General features: G+C 60.4%; 16 protein-coding genes and 1 riboswitch. Of the genes, 6 read left to right on the top strand and 10 right to left on the bottom strand.

Annotation, left to right across the window (positions count from 1 at the left end; all coding sequences use genetic code 11):
- The 7 genes from B3Y70_RS08320 to cbiB form a co-directional block, all read right to left on the bottom strand.
- Positions 1 to 875: cobyrinate a,c-diamide synthase (locus B3Y70_RS08320; protein WP_288589606.1), on the bottom strand; the 875-nt coding region annotated here is incomplete at its 3' end.
- A 151-nt stretch (positions 876 to 1026) separates the two neighbouring features.
- Entirely contained in the window at positions 1027 to 1821 is a 795-nt protein-coding gene (locus tag B3Y70_RS08315; protein WP_273030763.1) for an ABC transporter ATP-binding protein, read from the bottom strand.
- The gene (locus B3Y70_RS08310; RefSeq protein WP_050999037.1) at positions 1821 to 2735 is read right to left on the bottom strand and encodes a FecCD family ABC transporter permease; all 915 of its coding nucleotides are present in this window, start codon (positions 2733 to 2735) and stop codon (positions 1821 to 1823) included. Before B3Y70_RS08310 ends, B3Y70_RS08315 begins: the two co-directional genes overlap by 1 nt.
- Before the next feature lie 69 nt (positions 2736 to 2804).
- Entirely contained in the window at positions 2805 to 3695 is an 891-nt protein-coding gene (locus tag B3Y70_RS08305; RefSeq protein WP_273030766.1) for a cobalamin-binding protein, read from the bottom strand.
- Between the two features lie 26 nt (positions 3696 to 3721).
- A complete protein-coding gene (locus B3Y70_RS08300) occupies positions 3722 to 5530 on the bottom strand; it encodes a TonB-dependent receptor domain-containing protein (protein WP_278349792.1) in 1809 nt (602 codons plus the stop codon).
- A 155-nt stretch (positions 5531 to 5685) separates the two neighbouring features.
- A riboswitch (cobalamin riboswitch) is annotated at positions 5686 to 5891 on the bottom strand.
- A 27-nt stretch (positions 5892 to 5918) separates the two neighbouring features.
- Positions 5919 to 6983: a threonine-phosphate decarboxylase CobD gene (cobD, locus tag B3Y70_RS08295; protein ID WP_199453556.1), complete on the bottom strand. Its 1065-nt coding sequence runs from the start codon at positions 6981 to 6983 to the stop codon at positions 5919 to 5921.
- Positions 6980 to 7939, bottom strand: coding sequence for an adenosylcobinamide-phosphate synthase CbiB (gene cbiB, locus B3Y70_RS08290; RefSeq protein WP_288589603.1), 960 nt, complete (start codon positions 7937 to 7939; stop codon positions 6980 to 6982). Before cbiB ends, cobD begins: the two co-directional genes overlap by 4 nt.
- Positions 7940 to 8053: 114 nt before the next feature.
- On the opposite strand from cbiB, the gene cobT reads away from it, so the two are divergent.
- Complete coding sequence (gene cobT / locus B3Y70_RS08285) at positions 8054 to 9112, top strand: nicotinate-nucleotide--dimethylbenzimidazole phosphoribosyltransferase (RefSeq protein WP_286894533.1); 1059 nt, start codon at positions 8054 to 8056, stop codon at positions 9110 to 9112.
- 4 nt (positions 9113 to 9116) lie between these two features.
- Entirely contained in the window at positions 9117 to 9716 is a 600-nt protein-coding gene (locus B3Y70_RS08280; RefSeq protein WP_286894532.1) for a histidine phosphatase family protein, read from the top strand.
- Here B3Y70_RS08280 and cobU read toward each other — a convergent pair.
- A complete protein-coding gene (cobU, locus tag B3Y70_RS08275) occupies positions 9700 to 10230 on the bottom strand; it encodes a bifunctional adenosylcobinamide kinase/adenosylcobinamide-phosphate guanylyltransferase (protein WP_288589602.1) in 531 nt (176 codons plus the stop codon). The two genes, B3Y70_RS08280 and cobU, sit on opposite strands and share 17 nt — an antisense overlap.
- Positions 10231 to 10370: 140 nt before the next feature.
- On the opposite strand from cobU, the gene B3Y70_RS08270 reads away from it, so the two are divergent.
- From B3Y70_RS08270 to B3Y70_RS08255, 4 genes are all read left to right on the top strand, one after another.
- The gene (locus B3Y70_RS08270; protein WP_153739779.1) at positions 10371 to 12248 is read left to right on the top strand and encodes a putative nucleotidyltransferase substrate binding domain-containing protein; all 1878 of its coding nucleotides are present in this window, start codon (positions 10371 to 10373) and stop codon (positions 12246 to 12248) included.
- Positions 12241 to 12963: a 3'-5' exonuclease gene (locus B3Y70_RS08265; RefSeq protein WP_153739778.1), complete on the top strand. Its 723-nt coding sequence runs from the start codon at positions 12241 to 12243 to the stop codon at positions 12961 to 12963. The genes B3Y70_RS08270 and B3Y70_RS08265 overlap by 8 nt, the downstream gene beginning before the upstream one ends.
- 61 nt (positions 12964 to 13024) lie before the next feature.
- Positions 13025 to 13603 carry a QsdR family transcriptional regulator gene (locus tag B3Y70_RS08260; protein WP_011783819.1) on the top strand — a complete coding sequence of 193 codons (579 nt, stop codon included), beginning with the start codon at positions 13025 to 13027 and terminating at the stop codon, positions 13601 to 13603.
- Between the two features lie 83 nt (positions 13604 to 13686).
- Positions 13687 to 14310, top strand: coding sequence for a hypothetical protein (locus tag B3Y70_RS08255; protein WP_011783818.1), 624 nt, complete (start codon positions 13687 to 13689; stop codon positions 14308 to 14310).
- 76 nt (positions 14311 to 14386) lie between these two features.
- On the opposite strand, the gene B3Y70_RS08250 is transcribed toward B3Y70_RS08255, so the two are convergent.
- Both B3Y70_RS08250 and B3Y70_RS08245 read right to left on the bottom strand, forming a co-directional pair.
- Positions 14387 to 15781 carry a sodium-dependent transporter gene (locus B3Y70_RS08250; protein ID WP_153739777.1) on the bottom strand — a complete coding sequence of 465 codons (1395 nt, stop codon included), beginning with the start codon at positions 15779 to 15781 and terminating at the stop codon, positions 14387 to 14389.
- 412 nt (positions 15782 to 16193) lie between these two features.
- Complete coding sequence (locus tag B3Y70_RS08245; protein WP_153739776.1) at positions 16194 to 17066, bottom strand: carboxylate/amino acid/amine transporter; 873 nt, start codon at positions 17064 to 17066, stop codon at positions 16194 to 16196.
- Positions 17067 to 17178: the final 112 nt, after the last annotated feature.

The raw sequence follows: 17178 nt of genomic DNA, 5'->3' as shown, positions 1-17178 counted from the left end.
AACTCTGGATAGCCGCCCGGTAGCCAGAGTGCATCGGCCATCGGCACTTCCGAATCTGTCAGGGGCGAAAAATACACCAGCTCAGCGCCCATGGCGGTGAGCAGATCCAGGTTGGCGCGGTAGATAAAACTGAAGGCCGCATCCCTGGCAACCACGATCCTGAGCCCCGCCAGCAGCAGTTCTGGCCGGGAAGGTGCCTCAAAATGAAAAGACACGGGCTTGGGCAGCACATCCATGCCCGCTGACATCAGGACTTCGGCAGCCTTATCCAGCCGATCACTGAGGTCGTCCATTTCAGCCGCCTGGACCAGACCAAGGTGCCGGTCCGGAATGTTCATGGCATCGTTTCGGGGTATCGCTCCCAGCAGGCTGATACCTTCCGGCAGGCTCTCCCGTAGCAGCTCGCCGTGGTAGGGGCTGCCAATCTTGTTGGCAATTACCTGATGAACAGGGAGTTCGGAATCAAAGCTCGCCAAGCCGAGGGCAACCGCGCCGAAGGTCTGAGCCATACCTTTGGCATCAATCACGGGCAGGGCCGGAATACCCGCCAGTTTGGCCAGGTCGCCGCTGCTGGGGCTGCCATCAAACAAGCCCATGGAACCCTCCACCAGAATCAGGTCCGCGCTCTGGGCGGCCTCGGCCAGCCGCCACCGACACTCGTCCTCGCCGGTCATCCAGGGGTGCAACTGGTAAACCGGGTTACCGGAGGCTACCTCCAGCACCATGGGGTCCAGGTAATCCGGCCCGTGTTTGAACACCCGGACGTTACGGCCGGCGTTCCGGTGCAGTCGGGCCAGGGCGGCGGTGACCATGGACTTGCCCTGGCCGGAGCCGGGGGCGGTGATCATGGCCGCTGGGACCTTATTTTCCATCATTCAAACCAACTCCATAAGTTTGGCGACCGGTGGCGGGGTGTGCCTCCCGGGACCGTCAAAACAGGGATGTTTTTGTCGAGCGTACAGGGACGTATTTACAGCGTGTCCCGGGAGGCACACCCCGCCACCGGTTGCTGCACAAGGCTCGAGGTCAGGTTCGTCTCGGCACAAAAAAAGGCGCGCCATCCACTTCCACCGTTGCCAGTTGCTGGTTGTACAAACGTTCCAGAGCGTTCGGCACCAGCATCCTTTCTGCCGGGCCCCAGCAAGCTTCGCCATTGGGGTACATCAGCAGAATATGATCACACCAGCGGGCAGCCAGATTCAGATCATGCAGGCACATGAAAATCGCGTTCCCGGCTGCCGCACGGTCGGTGAGCAGTTTCATGACGGCCACCTGGTGATGCAGATCCAGATGATTCGTCGGTTCGTCCAGCAACCAGGTATGAGGCGACTGGGTCATCAGGGTGGCAATCGCGACTCGCTGGCGTTCGCCGCCAGAAAGGGTGCTGACCAGGCGGTCTTTCAGGTGCAGGACATCCAGCGCTTCAAGAGCCCTTTGCGCCATAGCCAGATCGCCTGCCCCTTCCATCTGCCACGGAGACAACCAGGGATGGCGACCGATCAGCGCGGTTTCCATTACCGTTGCCGGGAAGCCGTCCTGCCGGTCCTGGAACACCAGCCCCAGCTGTTGAGAGAACACACGGCGTTTTATTCCGGATACCGAAACATCATCAAGATACAAAGCACCAGCGCGAGGCGGCCGAAGGCCTGCGAGCGTATGCAGCAAAGTGGTCTTGCCGGCACCGTTGGGCCCGAGCACGCCCCAGATCTGACCGGAGCCGATGGTTAAATCCAGCGGGTAGCCATCGGCGCGGCCGGGAATATCAATCACCAGGTTCCGGGTACTCAGGGTCTGCATGTGGCGGCTCTGCATGGCGTCCATCACCGACTCCGGTACAGCAGGTACAGGAACGTAGGTACACCCAGCAACGCGGTGATCACACCCACCGGTAGCTGTTCCGGCGCGATCACCACCCGCGCCAGGGTATCCGCCAGCACCAGAAGGGTGCCGCCAGCCAAGGCACAGGCTGGCAGAATCAGTCGCTGATCATTGCCCAACACCAGCCGGAGCATATGTGGAACCACAAGGCCGACAAAGCCTATGCTGCCCGCCATGGTGACCGCCGTGGCGGTGAGCAAGCTGGCGAGAATGTAAATCAGCCATTCCAGCGGGCGCACCGAAATACCCAATGCCGCCGCCTGCATCGGTCCCCGAGCCAACACATTCAGGCTCCGACCCAGTGGCACCACCAGAACACAAACAACAGTCAACAATCCCAGTCCGGGCCATGGTATCCGGGCGTAAGAAACATCGCCCATCAGCCAGTACAGCATGCCCGGCAACTCCCGGGCCGGGCTGATCGCCAACATCAGGGTAATCACCGCACCCCAGCCAGCGGCCACCACCACCCCGGTCAGCAACAGGCGGGAGGGCGTCCAGCTGCCAGTGCCATGGGCCAGCCCAAACACCATCAAGGTCGCGAGCAGGGCACCGGCAAAGGCAGAACCGGAAATAACCGCGCCGCCAAGTCCCGCCAGCATCGCCAGCAACGCACCAACAGCGGCGCCGCCGGACAGGCCCAGAACATAGGGATCGGCAAGCGGGTTACGCAGCAATACCTGCATCAGGGCCCCGGCCACGGCCAGCAAACCTCCGGTGGCAAAGGCCGACAAGGTTCTGGGTAGCCGGAGTTCAAGGATCAGCGTGCGCTGGAGATTCGAGCCTTCACCCAGAAACACCGACAGCACATCAGCAGGTGATATCGCCACGCTGCCAACACCGACCGAGATCACCATGGCCAGCACGCCGGCCAGAGCCAGCACCAACAGTGGCAAAGTGATCGGCCGGATCACGCCAGGGCTCCATTAAGGTCGCCGGTCACGGGCCACCTCCAGTTTTTCACAAAACAGGCGCGTACCTTCGAGCATTCTCGGTGTTGGTCGCTGTACCAGAGATGGCGGGATAAAAAACAGGTTGTCCCGCTCTGTGGCGGTCAGGCTCGGGAATGACTGCCATCGAGTCAGCCAGTGGCGGTTTTCCTCCCCCATCCCGCCCGCCAGGATAGCTTCGGGATTGGCCGCAATAACGGCCTCGGCACTGATTCTGGGCACCAACCGTTCCAGGTGGCCAAACACGTTGTCACCCCCACACAGCTCAATCATTTCACCAATCAGATGGTCACCGTTAATCGTCATCAAAGGCTCATCCCACACCTGATAGAACACCGGTACCGGGTCGGCATCGGTAAACCTGGCTCGCAGGTCTGTAATGCCTTTGCGAAATCGCTCAGCTTCGGCAAAACCCGCGGCGTCGGTACCGGCCAAGATAGAGAGACGTTCAATGGTGTGAGACACAGCCTCAAAACTGCGGGGCTCGATGGAGAACACAGGCACACCCATTTCTCTGAGTGTCGCCAACTGCTCGGTCGGGTTACCGGTTACCCAGCCAATCACCAGATCCGGCTGCAGTTCCAACAGGCGCTCCATGTCCATGCGGGTGTGGCTGCCAACCGAAGTGACTTCTTTGGCGGCCGGGGGGTAGTCACTGTAGGCGACCACTGCGACCACCTGATCGCCGGCTCCTGCAGCCCAGGCCAGCTCGGTAGCCCCGGGGGAAAGCGCGGCAATCCGTTGTGCCGGTTGCTCAAGGCAAATCTCTTTACCCAGATCATCCGTGGCACAGACCGGCGATGCCAGGGCGGGGAATGCCAGCAGCATCCCGCCCAGAATCAAAGCCATTGCCTTCAGATCTGCCACAGAGGCCTCCCCCGGTTTAACGGTTATTATCGGATATCGTAACGCACGGTCAGCATGGCAGTGCGGCCGGCTGCAATGTAGTCCAGGTCATTCTGCCGATCATAACGAGCGGTGCTGTATTCCTTGTCCAGCACGTTAGCCAGCGTCAGCCGGGTTGACCAGTCAGGGGCAAAGCGCCAGCCCGCCCGCAAGTCCAGAGTAGCAAAACCGGGCAGTCTGTCGTCGTTGGCACGGTCATCGTAACGATAACCTTCGGCCACCACTGTGCCACCGAAGTCCCAGGTACCAACGCGCTTACTCAGGTCAAGACGCAAGGTTTTGCCACTCCGGCGCTGGAGTCGGTTTCCGGTTTCCCGGTCTTCCGGATCCAACAGCGTCAGAGCCGCATCACCGCGCCAACCATCCCGCTCAAAACCAGCGCTGAACTCGGCACCACGGATTCGGGCTTCATTGACGTTCATTGGCGTCCACAAGCCACTGGGGGTCGGGCTCCAGGCAATCAGGTTGTCCACATCCAGTTGGAACAGCGCTGCATCCCAGAACCAGGTCTGATAGTGGCCACTGGCACCCAACTCCACCGTGCCGGACTCTTCTGCCTCCAGGTCCGGGTTGGCGCCGGGAAAATACAGATCGTTGAAGGTGGGCGCCCGGAAAGACGTACCATAACTGATCCGTACTCGGTGGGATCGATCCAGAGCATGGCCAAGGGCAATGCCACCGGTTTCATTTTTGCCGTAGGCTTCGTTGTCGTCACCGCGCACACTCAGTTGAAGGTCGGTTGGGCCGAAGTTCAGGCGCAACTGGCTGTACAGGGCGGTGTTGGTGCGGCTGGTCTCGGCGTAATCGGTGGTACCGCTGACTTCGTCAGTCATTAACTCTGCCCCTACCACCAGCTCATGGACATTCCAGGTAAAGGTGTTGTCCCAACGCGCTGCCCGTGAACGGGTATTGAAGGTGCTGTTGAACGTGGGCGTAATGTTGTCGGTTTCGTCCCGGGATTCAGAGAACTGAAGTGAATGCCGCCAGTAGTCACTCACCGGGGTTTCCAGCCCGAAGCCGATGGTGCGAATCATGAAATCAATTTCGCCGCCTTCGTATTCGGTATTGCCCTCGCTTTGCACCATCACCAGGCTGGCTTCTCCGCCGGAGTCCAGCTCATGGACGACACGTCCGATACCGGCGGTGTTACGGAAGCCCCGGTCGTCACCATCGGTGATCACTGCTGTACCGTCGGTTTCTTTATGCAAACCACTCAGGCTGAAACGGGTATTTCCAGCGCGGGCAGCAACACCGGCACTACCCTTCTGCGTGTTGAAATTGCCTGCACCGGCTTCTACCCAACCTGCCGGCGTGTCTTCCGGGTCCAACGTAAAGGCCTGCACCACACCACCGACAGCATCGGAACCGTACAGTGAGCTCCGGGCGCCACGGACAATTTCCACGCGCTCGATCAGTTCAACGGGAAAGTACTGCCAGGAAGGACCACCGGATGTGGCCGAACGCAGGCGCACACCATCAACCAGCAGCAGCGTGGAGTCGTTGGCCGTACCGCGGGTGTAGACACTGGTGGTTTTTCCAAAGGAACCGTTGCCGGTCACGTTGATTCCGGGTTGTCCTCGCAGGAGCTGGGTGAACTCTGAGGGGCTTTGCTCGCGGATGGTTTCTTCGTCAATAACCGTGACCGATGACAGGCTTTCACCCGCAGTCAGAGGCCCAAGGGTGGCGGTAACGACAATCGGTTCCAGCTTGCGTTCATCCGACGCTTCATCGGCGGCAACGGCTGGAAACGCCAGTGGTAACAACATCAGGACGGGAAGGGCTTTGGCAGTACTCATAGCTTCACTCACGGTTCACCGCACGCACCCGTACGGTCGATCAATTAACTGCGGAGGAAGACAGACTGCTCAGACGGGGGTGGAGGGCGTGTCAGTACTTGCGAGCCAGGTTCACCCACCGCCGTCGCCCTCCGCAACGTCTGGTGTCCGGAACTCACGGTTCCGCCTTTCAGGCCGGTCTCCGGGCTTACAGGCGGAGCCGATGCTCCGGGGCAACCACCTTCCCATGCCGTTGGCACAGTGGCGTACTGGATTGCCTTTCACCTGATTACCGTTGCGGGGGCAGCGCCGGAATGTCACCGGCTTCCCGTTTCACTGCGAGCACTCCTCCGGACTATCGCCAGCCTGGACAAAATGCATACAGCACCTGAAATCGCGGGCAAGACTATCAACCAGGGTGGGGGTGGTCAATGAGATATGTTAATTCAGACAACGCACCCTCCAGCCGTTGCCAACCGGTTTCATCCGGCGGCAAACCGAAGCGCAGGGCTACGGGTGCGTCAAAACGCCTGACCAGAATGCCGCGGCAAGCCATCTGATCAGCAATGTCCGCTGCGCGGGGATGTTGAACCGTTCTGAAGAGCAGGGTGCCGGTGGGGGACGACATCCCATATTGTCTGAGCAGGCCGTCCATGCGCAGTCTGGCCGTTCGCAGGCTGGCACGAGCCTCCACCTGCCAGGCCCGGTCTTGCAGTGCCCGGGCCATCAGGTACCGGGCCGGACCGCTGACCGTCCAGGGACCAAGTTCGTTCGACATCTCGCGCGCCAGACCAGGGTCGGCCAGGACCGCACCGGCACGGAGACCGGCCAGCCCGAAAAACTTGCCCAGTGAGCGCAACACGATCAGCCCCGGAGCGCCCGTCCACGGGTCCAGGCCGAAGCCCGGCTCGCCCTCAATAAACGCCTGATCCAGCACCAGCCAGCCATCACGCTCGCGCAGCCGCTCGTGCCAAAACCGTAAACGGGCAGGATCCATCAGCTTCCCGGTCGGATTATTCGGCTGTATCCAGACTACTACATCCACAGAATCCAACCATGCCAGCTCCGCTTGCATTGTCGCCTGTTCAGGAATCGCCACCACGTCGAAACCCGCTCGCCGCCAGGCATGACCATGCTCACGATAACCGGGCATGGGCACGGCCACCCGACCGAAACCATGCTTACGGGCACGAACCGCTGGCAGTGCCATGATCGCCGCCTGGGAGCCTGCCACAGGCAGGCAGCAGGCACGCTCCGGTGCCCCGGCCCAGATACGGATAATCTCTTCCAGCCCATCCTCCGGCTCCGGCAGCCGTTGCCATACCTCCGCCGGAATTGCCGGAACCGGCCAGGGCACAGGATTAATACCGGTGGAGAGATCCAGCCATTGTTCCGGAGGAATGCCCCAGTGCTGAGCCGCTGCCCTCAGGCGACCTCCATGCTCCGGCAAATCAGCACCATCGAACGCTGTCACCCGATACCTCCTGACCAGAACGCATTCAGACTTGCGGCCAAGGCCAACAACACCAACAGCCACAACATCACGCCACGCTGAACCAGGGAAATCGCGCCCTCCACGGTTTGCGCCGTGGCGCCTTGCCCGCTGCCCAGCACCGGTCGCTGTTTGATGCCAACGGCATAAGGCGCCGGGCCGCCCAGAGTGACCCCCAGTGCGCCAGCGCCTGCAGCCATCACCGGGCCAGCATTAGGGCTGTCCCACGCTTTTGACTGCTCACGCCAGCATTGCAGTGCCAACCGGGTATTGCCCAGCAACGCATAGGTCAAGGCAGTTAGCCGGGCAGGCACCCAGTTCATAGCATCATCGAGCCTGGCGGCGCAGCGCCCGAAATACAGATATTGTGGCGTCCGGTAGCCCCACATGGCATCCAGCGTGTTCACTAGCCGGTGCAAAACCAGTCCGGGCAAGCCAGCGACCAGATACCAGAACACGCTTGAAAACACCGCATCGGCACCGTTTTCCAGCATGGATTCCGAGGCGGCGGCGGCAACGCCTTCGTCACTCAACGCTGCAGCATCCCGACTGACAATTCGGCCAACCGCCAGCCGGGCCCTCGCACCATCCCCGCACGCCAACGCAGTCGACACCGCCCGGCCATGTTCCGCCAGCCCCCTTAATGAAATGGCAAGCCAGACACCGGCTATCTGGGCCAGCAGCCACAGCCAGCCCTCCAGCAGCCATTGCAACAATATTGCCAGCACCACGGCCGGCATGACCGCGACCAGAGTTGCCAGCAGCCCCCGCAACCAACTATTCAGAGCGACCGTTTGCTGACCATTCAGGCTATGTTCCAGCAGCGACGCCCACCGGCCGAAACCCACCAGCGGATGCCATCGCCGGGGCTCACCAAGCAGGCTGTCCAACAAAACCGCAGCAGCGCACACCAGCACTGCAACCAAAAACGTATCCAACGCAGGTCTCCCTTAATGAATTGCCGGCAAGTCTAACCGACCGGTCACGAAACTTGACAGCCTTGCCTCCCGGTTAGACCATCCTCGGTTTTCCGCCCACAAGGACCCATCGCCATGGCACTGCCCGACAGCTGGCTCACGTCTCCCCCACGGCCCTCGGTTCAGCACACAGCGCTTGCCGCCGAGCGTCAGCAGGTGCTCACAAAGCCACCCGGCTCTCTCGGGCAGCTGGAACAGCTCGCCATCAGTCTGGCGGGCCTGCACGGCACCGACAGACCCAGCGTTGATCCGGTGCGAATGGTGGTGTTTGCCGGCGATCACGGCGTTTGCGCTGAAGGCGTTTCCGCATTTCCTCAAGCTGTCACCGCCCAGATGATCGCCAATTTTGCCAGCGGCGGCGCCGCCATCAGCGTGATGGCCGAGGAACTCGGTGCCAGTCTGGAAGTGGTCAACCTGGGTACCGTTGGCGAAGTACCGGAATTACCGGGCGTCATAGATCAGATTATCGCCCCTTCCACGGCCAACATGGCAGAATCACCGGCCATGTCCTCGCGCCAGCTTGAATCCGCGCTATCCAGTGGCGACGAAGCCGCCAGGCGTGCCGCAAACGCTGGCTGCCGCCTGTTTATTGGTGGCGACATGGGCATAGGCAACACAACCAGTGCTGCAGCACTGGCCTGCGCCCTGCTGGGACAGCAGCCCACTACCCTTGTTGGCCCGGGCACAGGGCTGAACTCCGAGGGCGTTGCCCGCAAGGCGAGGGTGGTTGAAAAGGCGTTGCAACGGCATGGTCCCGACCGTGATCCGCTGATGGTACTGGCCTCTCTGGGAGGCTTCGAAATAGCCGCACTGACCGGCGCCATCCTGGGCTGCGCCGCGCGCCGGATCCCGGTTCTGGTGGACGGTTTTATTGTCTCAGTCGCTGCACTGGTGGCCGTGCATCAACAACCGGCTGCGCGCGGGTGGCTTCTGTTTGCGCATCGGTCAGCCGAACCCGGCCATAGCGCCGTGCTGGAGGCACTTGATGCCTCGCCCCTGCTGGATCTTGGCATGCGCCTGGGCGAAGGCAGTGGCGCCGCCGTTGCCGTTCCCCTGTTACGCGCCGCCTGCGCGCTGCATAACCGGATGGCCAGTTTTACCGACGCTGGCGTCAGTGGCAAAGCGGAAGAATAGCCCTATGACCACCACAGTAATCGACCTGATACGCCACGGCGAACCGGAAGGCGGCCAGATGTTCCGGGGCAGTAAAGACGACCCCTTGAGCGACACCGGGTGGCAACAGATGATAGCTGCCATCGCCGAGGGTGATCAGTGGGATGCTATCGTCAGTTCACCCATGCAACGATGCCAGCGTTTTGCCCAGCAACTGGCCGAGGAACACAGAATTCCACTGCATATCGATAAAGATCTGCGGGAGATTGGCTTCGGTGAGTGGGAAGGGTTGACCGCTGGGCAGATCCAGGAGCGCTATGGGGATGACCTCAACCATTTCTGGCAGGACCCCATCGCCTTCCGCCCCCCCGGCGGTGAAGCTGTGACGGATTTCTACCAGCGCACCATCGATAGTTTTGATCGATGGCAGCAAACACTTGCCGGCAAACGGGTCTTGGTGGTCTGCCACGGAGGCGTGATCCGCATGGTGCTGGCCAATGTATTGGGCATTCCGCTGGAGAGATCATTCACCGGCTTTGCCGTGCCTTACGCCTGCCGCAGCCGGATACAGGTGGACCAGTCCGAATTCGGTGTATTTCGCAGCCTGATCAGCCACCAGCCTTGAGGGTAAGTGGTAAACCCGCCACGGCCATCACCACCTCATCACAACGCTGGGCCAGGGCCTGATTGAGCCAGCCCAGCTCATCCGCAAAGCGACGGGTCAGCGGATCCATGCCGATGGTCCCGAGCCCCACTTCGTTGGTCACAATGACCAGGGAGCCAGGATAGACCTCAACCGCCTCCAGAAAGGCTGCCCGTTCGGGCTGGAACAAGGCGCCCTCGGCAAACAGCAGATTGCTCAGCCACAGGCTCATGCAGTCCACCAACAGCAACGGCGGTTCTCCCGGGCCGCGGGCATACTCTGACAATACCTGGCCCAGGCGCAGCGGCTCTTCAGCAAGCTGCCAGTGGTCCGGCCGCAGTTCCTGGTGACGCTGGATACGCAGTGCCATTTCATCATCGCCTGCCGTCGCGGTCGCCACATAAACCACGTCGTTACCGGCCGCTTTGGCCCTCTGCTCAGCCAGCCCGGTCTTACCGGAGCGAATCCCGCCGGTTACCAGTAACTTGTTGACCATAAACCTTTCTCCAGCCCGCCCCATTCCGGTGCCAAGGTACACCAACCGGACAGACAACTGCTATAGTTTGGCCAGACTCCGGAAACGGCGGCACCGCAATCGCCGGCTTCAGAACAAGACCGATTAACCCTGGAGAGCCCATGCAGGCCGAGCTGCTCGACATCCGCAACCACATCGCCCAACACGCTCCCTTCGACGAAATGCCCGAAGAACTGCTCGACCGCATCGTCACTGGCATCGAAGTGGCCTATTACCGGGCCGGCACCCAGATTCTTGAGCTGGGCCAGCAGAACTACTGGTTGCACTACATCCGCAGCGGTGCGGTGGAAATCTTCCGGCGCTCCGGCGAGCTTTACAACCGCATTGGTGAGGGCGAAATCTTTGGCCAGTTTGGCCTGCTGCGCAATCAGAAAGTGCGCTTTCCGGCCAAAGCCATCGAAGACTGCCTGATCTACAAAATCCCCTACGAGACTTTCCAGTATCTGTGGGAAAACGACGAAAACTTCGCGGATTTTGTCGAGATTGAAGACCACAGTCGCCTGCGTTCGGCGGTCTCGCGCCGGCACAAATCCAACGAACTGATGTCCGCCAAGGTCACCCGGCTAATCGCCCGCGAGCCAGTCTCTGCCCCGACCACCGTGCGCCTGCAGGAAGCCGCCCGGATCATGACCGACAACGGCGTGTCGGCACTGCTGCTGATGGACGAAAGTGGGGATTCGCCCCGGCTCAAGGGCATCATCACCGACCGGGATCTGCGCACCCGGGCGGTCACCAACGCCCTGCCATCAGAAACCCCCATCAGCGAGATCATGTCCGAAGGGCTGATTACCATCAGCGCCCGCAGCTACATCTTCGAAGCCATGCTTACCATGCTGCACAATAACGTGCACCATCTGCCAGTCATGGAAGACCATGAAGTGCGCGGCGTTATCGCGCTGTCCGACATCGTCAAATACGAGAGCCAAAGCAGCCTGTACCTGGTGAGCAACATCTACCACCAGAACGACGTCAAAGGCCTGAAGAAAATCAGCCGCGAAGTGCGCGACAGCTTCGTGCGCATGGTGAATGAAGACGCCAACTCCCACATGATCGGCAGCGCCATGGCTGGCATCGGTCGAAGCTTCAGTCAGCGCCTGCTGGAGCTGGGCGAAGAAAAACTCGGCCCGCCACCCATCCCGTATTGCTTTATGGCTCTCGGCTCCATGGCCCGGGATGAACAGCTGGTGGTTACCGACCAGGACAACGCCATGGTGCTGGACGACAGCTTCATTCCGGAAGAGCACGACGAATACTTCCTGGCCCTGGCCAAATTTGTCTCAGACGGCCTGGCTGAATGCGGCTACACCTACTGCACCGGTGACATCATGGCCACCAATCCGAAATGGCGACAACCGCTGAGCGTGTGGAAGGATTACTTCACCGACTGGATCGACAACCCCAAAGCCGAAGCCCTGCTCAACAGCAACATCTTCTTCGACCTGGACGGCATCTACGGCGAAACTGACTATGCCGAACAGCTGAAAACCCTGATCGTGAACAAGGCCAGCAACAGCCAGCGCTTCCTTACCTTCCTGGCCCGCAATGCCCTGAACCGCACGCCGCCCCTGGGTTTCTTCCGCACCTTCGTCCTGGAAGAGGACGGCAAGCACCAGAAAACCTTCAACCTCAAACGCCGCGGCACCGCACCGGTTTCTGATCTCATCCGGGTGCACGCCCTGGCCTGCGGTTCCCGCTCCCAGAACTCCTTCGAGCGCCTGCGCGACATTGCCAAAACCAAACTCATGCTGGACGACGACGCCGGCAACCTGCGGGATGCCCTGGAATTCATCTCCATCGTCCGCATCCGCCATCAGGCCCTGGCCATCGAAGAGGGCCGCGACCCGGACAACAACGTGCGCCCGGAGGACCTGTCGCCATTTGAACGCAGCCACCTGAAAGACGCCTTCCAGATCGTCAGCAACGCCCAGAAATTCCTGCGCTTCCGCTATAACGCCGGGGGAGCCACCCGGAATGTCTAGCGTGATCAAAAGCGGCAACAGCAAGCAGAATTGGCCAGAGAACTACCGCAAAGGCGCCGAACAGGCGAAAGACGCCAGAATCCGCGCCTTCTACGAAGCCGGCTGCCCCAGTCCGGACACGCCTGTCCGGGATGTCCCCTTAGTGGCCCTGGACTTCGAAACCACTGGCCTGGAAGCCGACCAGCATTCCATCGTCAGCATCGGCCTGGTGCCCTTTACCCTGACAGGCATCCAGCTCGGCCAATGCTGGCACCAGGTGGTTCGCCCCAGACTGCCCCTGCACAAAACCTCTGTGACCATCCACGGCATTACCCACAGCGAAATCGAAAACGCCCCGGACCTGGAAGACGTACTCGACCCGCTGTTCGAACACCTCAACGGCCGAATCCCCGTGGTGCACTACCGCAACATCGAACGCCCGTTCCTGAACACCGCCCTGCAGTGGCGCCTGAACGAACAACTCCGCTTCCCGGTCATCGACACCATGGCCATCGAAGCCCACCTTCACCCAAACCGCAACCCAGGCCGCTGGCAGCAACTGATGGGCAAAAAACCGATCTCCATCCGCCTGGCCGACAGCCGGCTCCGCTACGGCCTGCCCCACTATGCTTCCCACAACGCCCTGATCGACGCCATCGCCACCGCGGAACTGCTACAGGCCCAGATCCTGCACCACTTCAGCCCGGAGACCCCCATTGGCGATCTGTGGGTGTGATGCCATAGCCCCAAGCCCCAGCAACCGATAGAATGTCCCCAAACCAGCCAAAGGGACCGAAGTGACCACACCAACCGCCAAAACCACCCCCCTGGACGCCTTTCGCCGCGCCAGAAGAATGTGGCTAAAAGGGGAAAAAATCAGCCTGGCTGCCCTCGCCGACGACCTCCACATCGGCCGCGCCACCCTGTTCCGCTGGGTTGGCAACCGCGACCTGCTGATTGGTGAAATCCTGTGGTCCCTGTACGAGCCCCTGTACAAAGAAGCCCGCGCCGTTACTCCCGGCCATGGCGTAGATTACGTGGTGGGCGTGTTCCGCCACATCAACATGACCATCCTGCACTTCGCGCCGCTGCGAAAGTTCCTGCATCAGGACCCGGAATACGCCCTGAAAATGCTCACTTCCTCCCACTCCACACTGCACGCCCGCACCGTGGAAGTGAACACCCGCCTGCTCAAAGACGAAGTGCGCGCCGGCCATCTGAGCCCACCCATGAACATCCAGAGCTTGTCCTACTTCATGGTACGAATCGCCGAGTCCTGCCTGTACAGCGACATCATTGGCGGCCGCGAACCCCGCGATGAAGAGCTTGAGGATGCCTGCACTGCCGTGCGCATATTGCTGGGCGGAAAGGTCTGAGCTCCTGATACCGCTGGAAACCTGGCCAGCCTGGGATTACTCTTTGCTGACAGTCACAGGAAATCACCAGCAAGGAGTGCACCATGAACCACCGCAACACCCAACCGCGCCTCAACGTGCTGCAAGCCGGCCTGCTGCTACTCAGCCTGGCCCTGGCACCGTTAGCCCACAGCGAAAACCTCACCGAAGACGATGTCACTTCCTTCATCGCCAGCATGGAAGCCATGCAGCCCCTGATCGACAAGCATCAGGACTTCATCGAATCCATCGAAGATCCAGCCGACGATGAGCGGGAAGTGGATTTCGCCCGGATGATGTCTTCGATGGTGGACGAAGTGAAAGGGCACGAAATGTACGATGACCTGGACGACCTGGTCGATGACTTCGGATTCTCCAGCCCGGAAGCCTGGGCCCGCAAAGGCGACCGCATCGTCAGCGCCTGGTTTGCCATCGAAATGGAAGCCCAGCCCGACATGGCACCGGATATCGCGGAGATGGAGCGCGCCATTGCCGAGATGGAAAACAATCCCGACATGCCCGAAGCCGCCAAAGCCCAGATGCGCGAAATGATGGAACAGATGATGGTGACCGTCAAAAGCGCATCCAGTGCGGCGAAGCAAGTGAGCGATGCCGACAAACGTGCTGTCCGGCCCCACGTAGAACGACTCAAGGCTGTGATGGAGCAGGACGAGAGCGACTACGAATAACACGCTCCCCAAAAACAAAACCCCGGTACTGTCGCCAGCACCGGGGTTTCTTTTTGCTGCCTGAGCAGCGAGGCGATCAGGCCGTCAGGTTGTAAACAAACACGATCGCCACGGCAATCGGCGTCACAAACCGGATCAGGTTGTACCACAGGCTGAACGCGCCACCCTGCAGCGCCAGGTCGCTCTTCAGCGATTCCTTGGCCACAAACCAGCCTACGAAAATGGCGGTCAGCAGGCCAGACAGTGGTAGCATGATGTTGGCGGTGAAGTAGTCCAGCAGGTCGAACACCGTCTTGCCTTCAAAGGCGGCGAACATGCCCAGCGGCGTCACATCAGACCAGACGTTCAGGGACAGAATGGAAACAATGCCCAGCGCCCAGCACAGCACGCCCACCAGAATAGCGCTGCCGGTGCGGGCCAGGCTGGTTTTCTCTTCAACCCACTCAACCACCGGCTCCAGCAGGGAAATGCCAGAGGTCCAGGCAGCAAACAGCAACAGAACGAAGAACAGGGTGCCGAACAGGCCGCCCATGGGCATGTTACCGAACGCCAACGGCAGAGTCTGGAAGATCAGACCGGGGCCGGCACCGGCTTCCAGGCCGTTGGCAAACACCACCGGGAAAATGGCCAGGCCCGCCAGCAGTGCCACCACAGTATCCATGATCGCCACACTGACTGCGGTGCGGCCGATGGAGACATCACGGCCCAGGTAGGAACCGTAAGCCATCATGATGGCCATACCCAGGCTCAGTGTGAAGAAGGCGTGCCCCAGGGCAACCAGTACGCCTTTGACCGTCAATGCCTCAAAATTCGGGGTGAACAGGAAACTAACCGCCTCGCCGAAATGGCCGGTCGTCGTCGCATAACCAACCACCAGCAACAGCAACAGGAACAGCGCCGGCATCAGGATGGTGACTGCGCGCTCCAGGCCGCCTTTCAAGCCCCGGGAAACCACCAGCACCACCAGCGCCATGAACACCGTGTGCCAGGCCAACAGCTGAATCGGGCTGCCCAGCAGGCCACCGAACAGCTCGCCCACAGATTCTGCAGTACCACCGGTGAAATCGCCCATGGCCGCGTGGCCAATGTAGGAGGCCGCCCAGCCACCGATGACCGAGTAGAACGACAGAATGATAAATGCAGCCAGCATGCCGACAATGGCCGAGACTCGCCAGGCCGGCGACGCCAGGTTGCGCTCCGCCACCAGCCGAAAACTGGTAATGGGGTTATGACGACCATTCCGGCCGATAAACACTTCCGCCATCATGATAGGAATACCGATGATGGCAATACAGAGCAGGTACACCAGAACGAAGGCACCACCGCCGTTCTCGCCGGTGACATAGGGGAACTTCCAGATATTACCGAGACCAACCGCGGAACCGGTGGCTGCCAGAATAAACGCGAACTTGGAAGACCAGAGTCCGCGAGCCCCGTTCCCGCTGTCTGCTGCGGAGTTGGACTGAGTCATGTGTTTGCTTCCTGTGCTTTTGGCTGAGGAAAATACGAATTGTCAGATCGCCCGGCACACGGCGTGCGGGCTATTGGGGCGGGATTCTGCCAGCACTGGCGGCATGATGCCAGTGCTGAGGGGCGAGCGCCGGGACAATTCATTGTTCCCGGCGCGGCCCGGGAATGCTAATCAGCGGGTTTTACTGACAAATCGGACAATCAGGTCTTTCGGACCGCCTGCCACCTAGACACAAAAATCTTTAACTACCTCGTGTATGCGTACCGTCGACTACCGGGTCCATTGGCCCGATAAAATTTAACGGCGACAGCTTAGTTATATATATATATCAATGAAATAGCGAATGGGTTACGCCGTGTCCTATTCGTGTAACGACAACAGGCCACGGCGCTTTAGAAAAAATTCAGGGAACTCAGGAGGATGCAGCCAGCTTTGCCCTGGGGTGATAGCGAGCATTCACCCACAAAGAGAATCCGATCACCACACCACCAACGGCCAGGCGCAGCAGATCTGCATCACGATTCCAGATCAGCAGATTGACCAGCAAGCCAGCCGGTACGAGGGCATTGTTCATCACCGCCAGGGTGCCTGCATCGACCTTGCAGGCACCGCGATTCCACAGGTACAGCCCCAGACCGGACGCCGCCAGGCCCAGCCAGCCAAGAATGCCCCACTGCAACGGTGTTGAGGGCAACTTGTCCGGGTTACCAAAAATCAGGAACGAGGGTAGCGCGATAACCAGTGCGCCCATGAAGAAGTAACCGAAAGTGCGATACCCAGGCAGCGCCAGAGGGTAACGTTGCATCACGTGCTTGTAGCCAACCTGGCCGGCAGCGAAGGTAAAGTTGGCCACCTGCAGCAGCAGGAACCCGGTGATGAAATCCTCACTGAGGCCATCGTACCGGATGATGCCGGCACCGAGTGTGGCAATGGCCGCAGCCAGCAACGCCACCGGTGAAAACCGGCGGGCCAGGGCATCATCCACCAGAGTCACGTACAGAGGCGTAAAAATCGTGAACAGCAGAACTTCCGGTACCGTCAGGTAACTGAACGAGCGATACAGGCACAGATAGGTGATGCCGAACTGCAGCATACCAGTCACCAGGATGCCCAGCTTCATACCGGAGGGAACACCGCGCCAGCGGGTAAACGGCAGGAACACCAGGGCTGCCAGCAAGACCCGGCTCAATACCGCGAAGTCGCTGTCTACACGGCCAGCCAGGAACTCGCCGATCAGGCTGAACGAAAAGGCCCAGAGCACGGTTACCAGAACCAGTAAGACCATTGATTGCATCACCCCTGTTGTATGCCGGGCGCCTACTTTACTGCTTTACGGTGGGTTTTGCAGCGGTGGCAAGCGGGGAAACCCCTATAAGCGGGAGTCTGCTGGTTGAGGT

The sequence above is a fragment of the Marinobacter sp. UBA5687 genome (assembly GCF_002420325.1).
In the GTDB taxonomy this organism is placed as follows: domain Bacteria; phylum Pseudomonadota; class Gammaproteobacteria; order Pseudomonadales; family Oleiphilaceae; genus Marinobacter; species Marinobacter nauticus.
The sequence above is the reverse complement of the archived record's forward strand: the minus strand, read 5'-3'. Positions and strand labels throughout refer to the sequence as shown.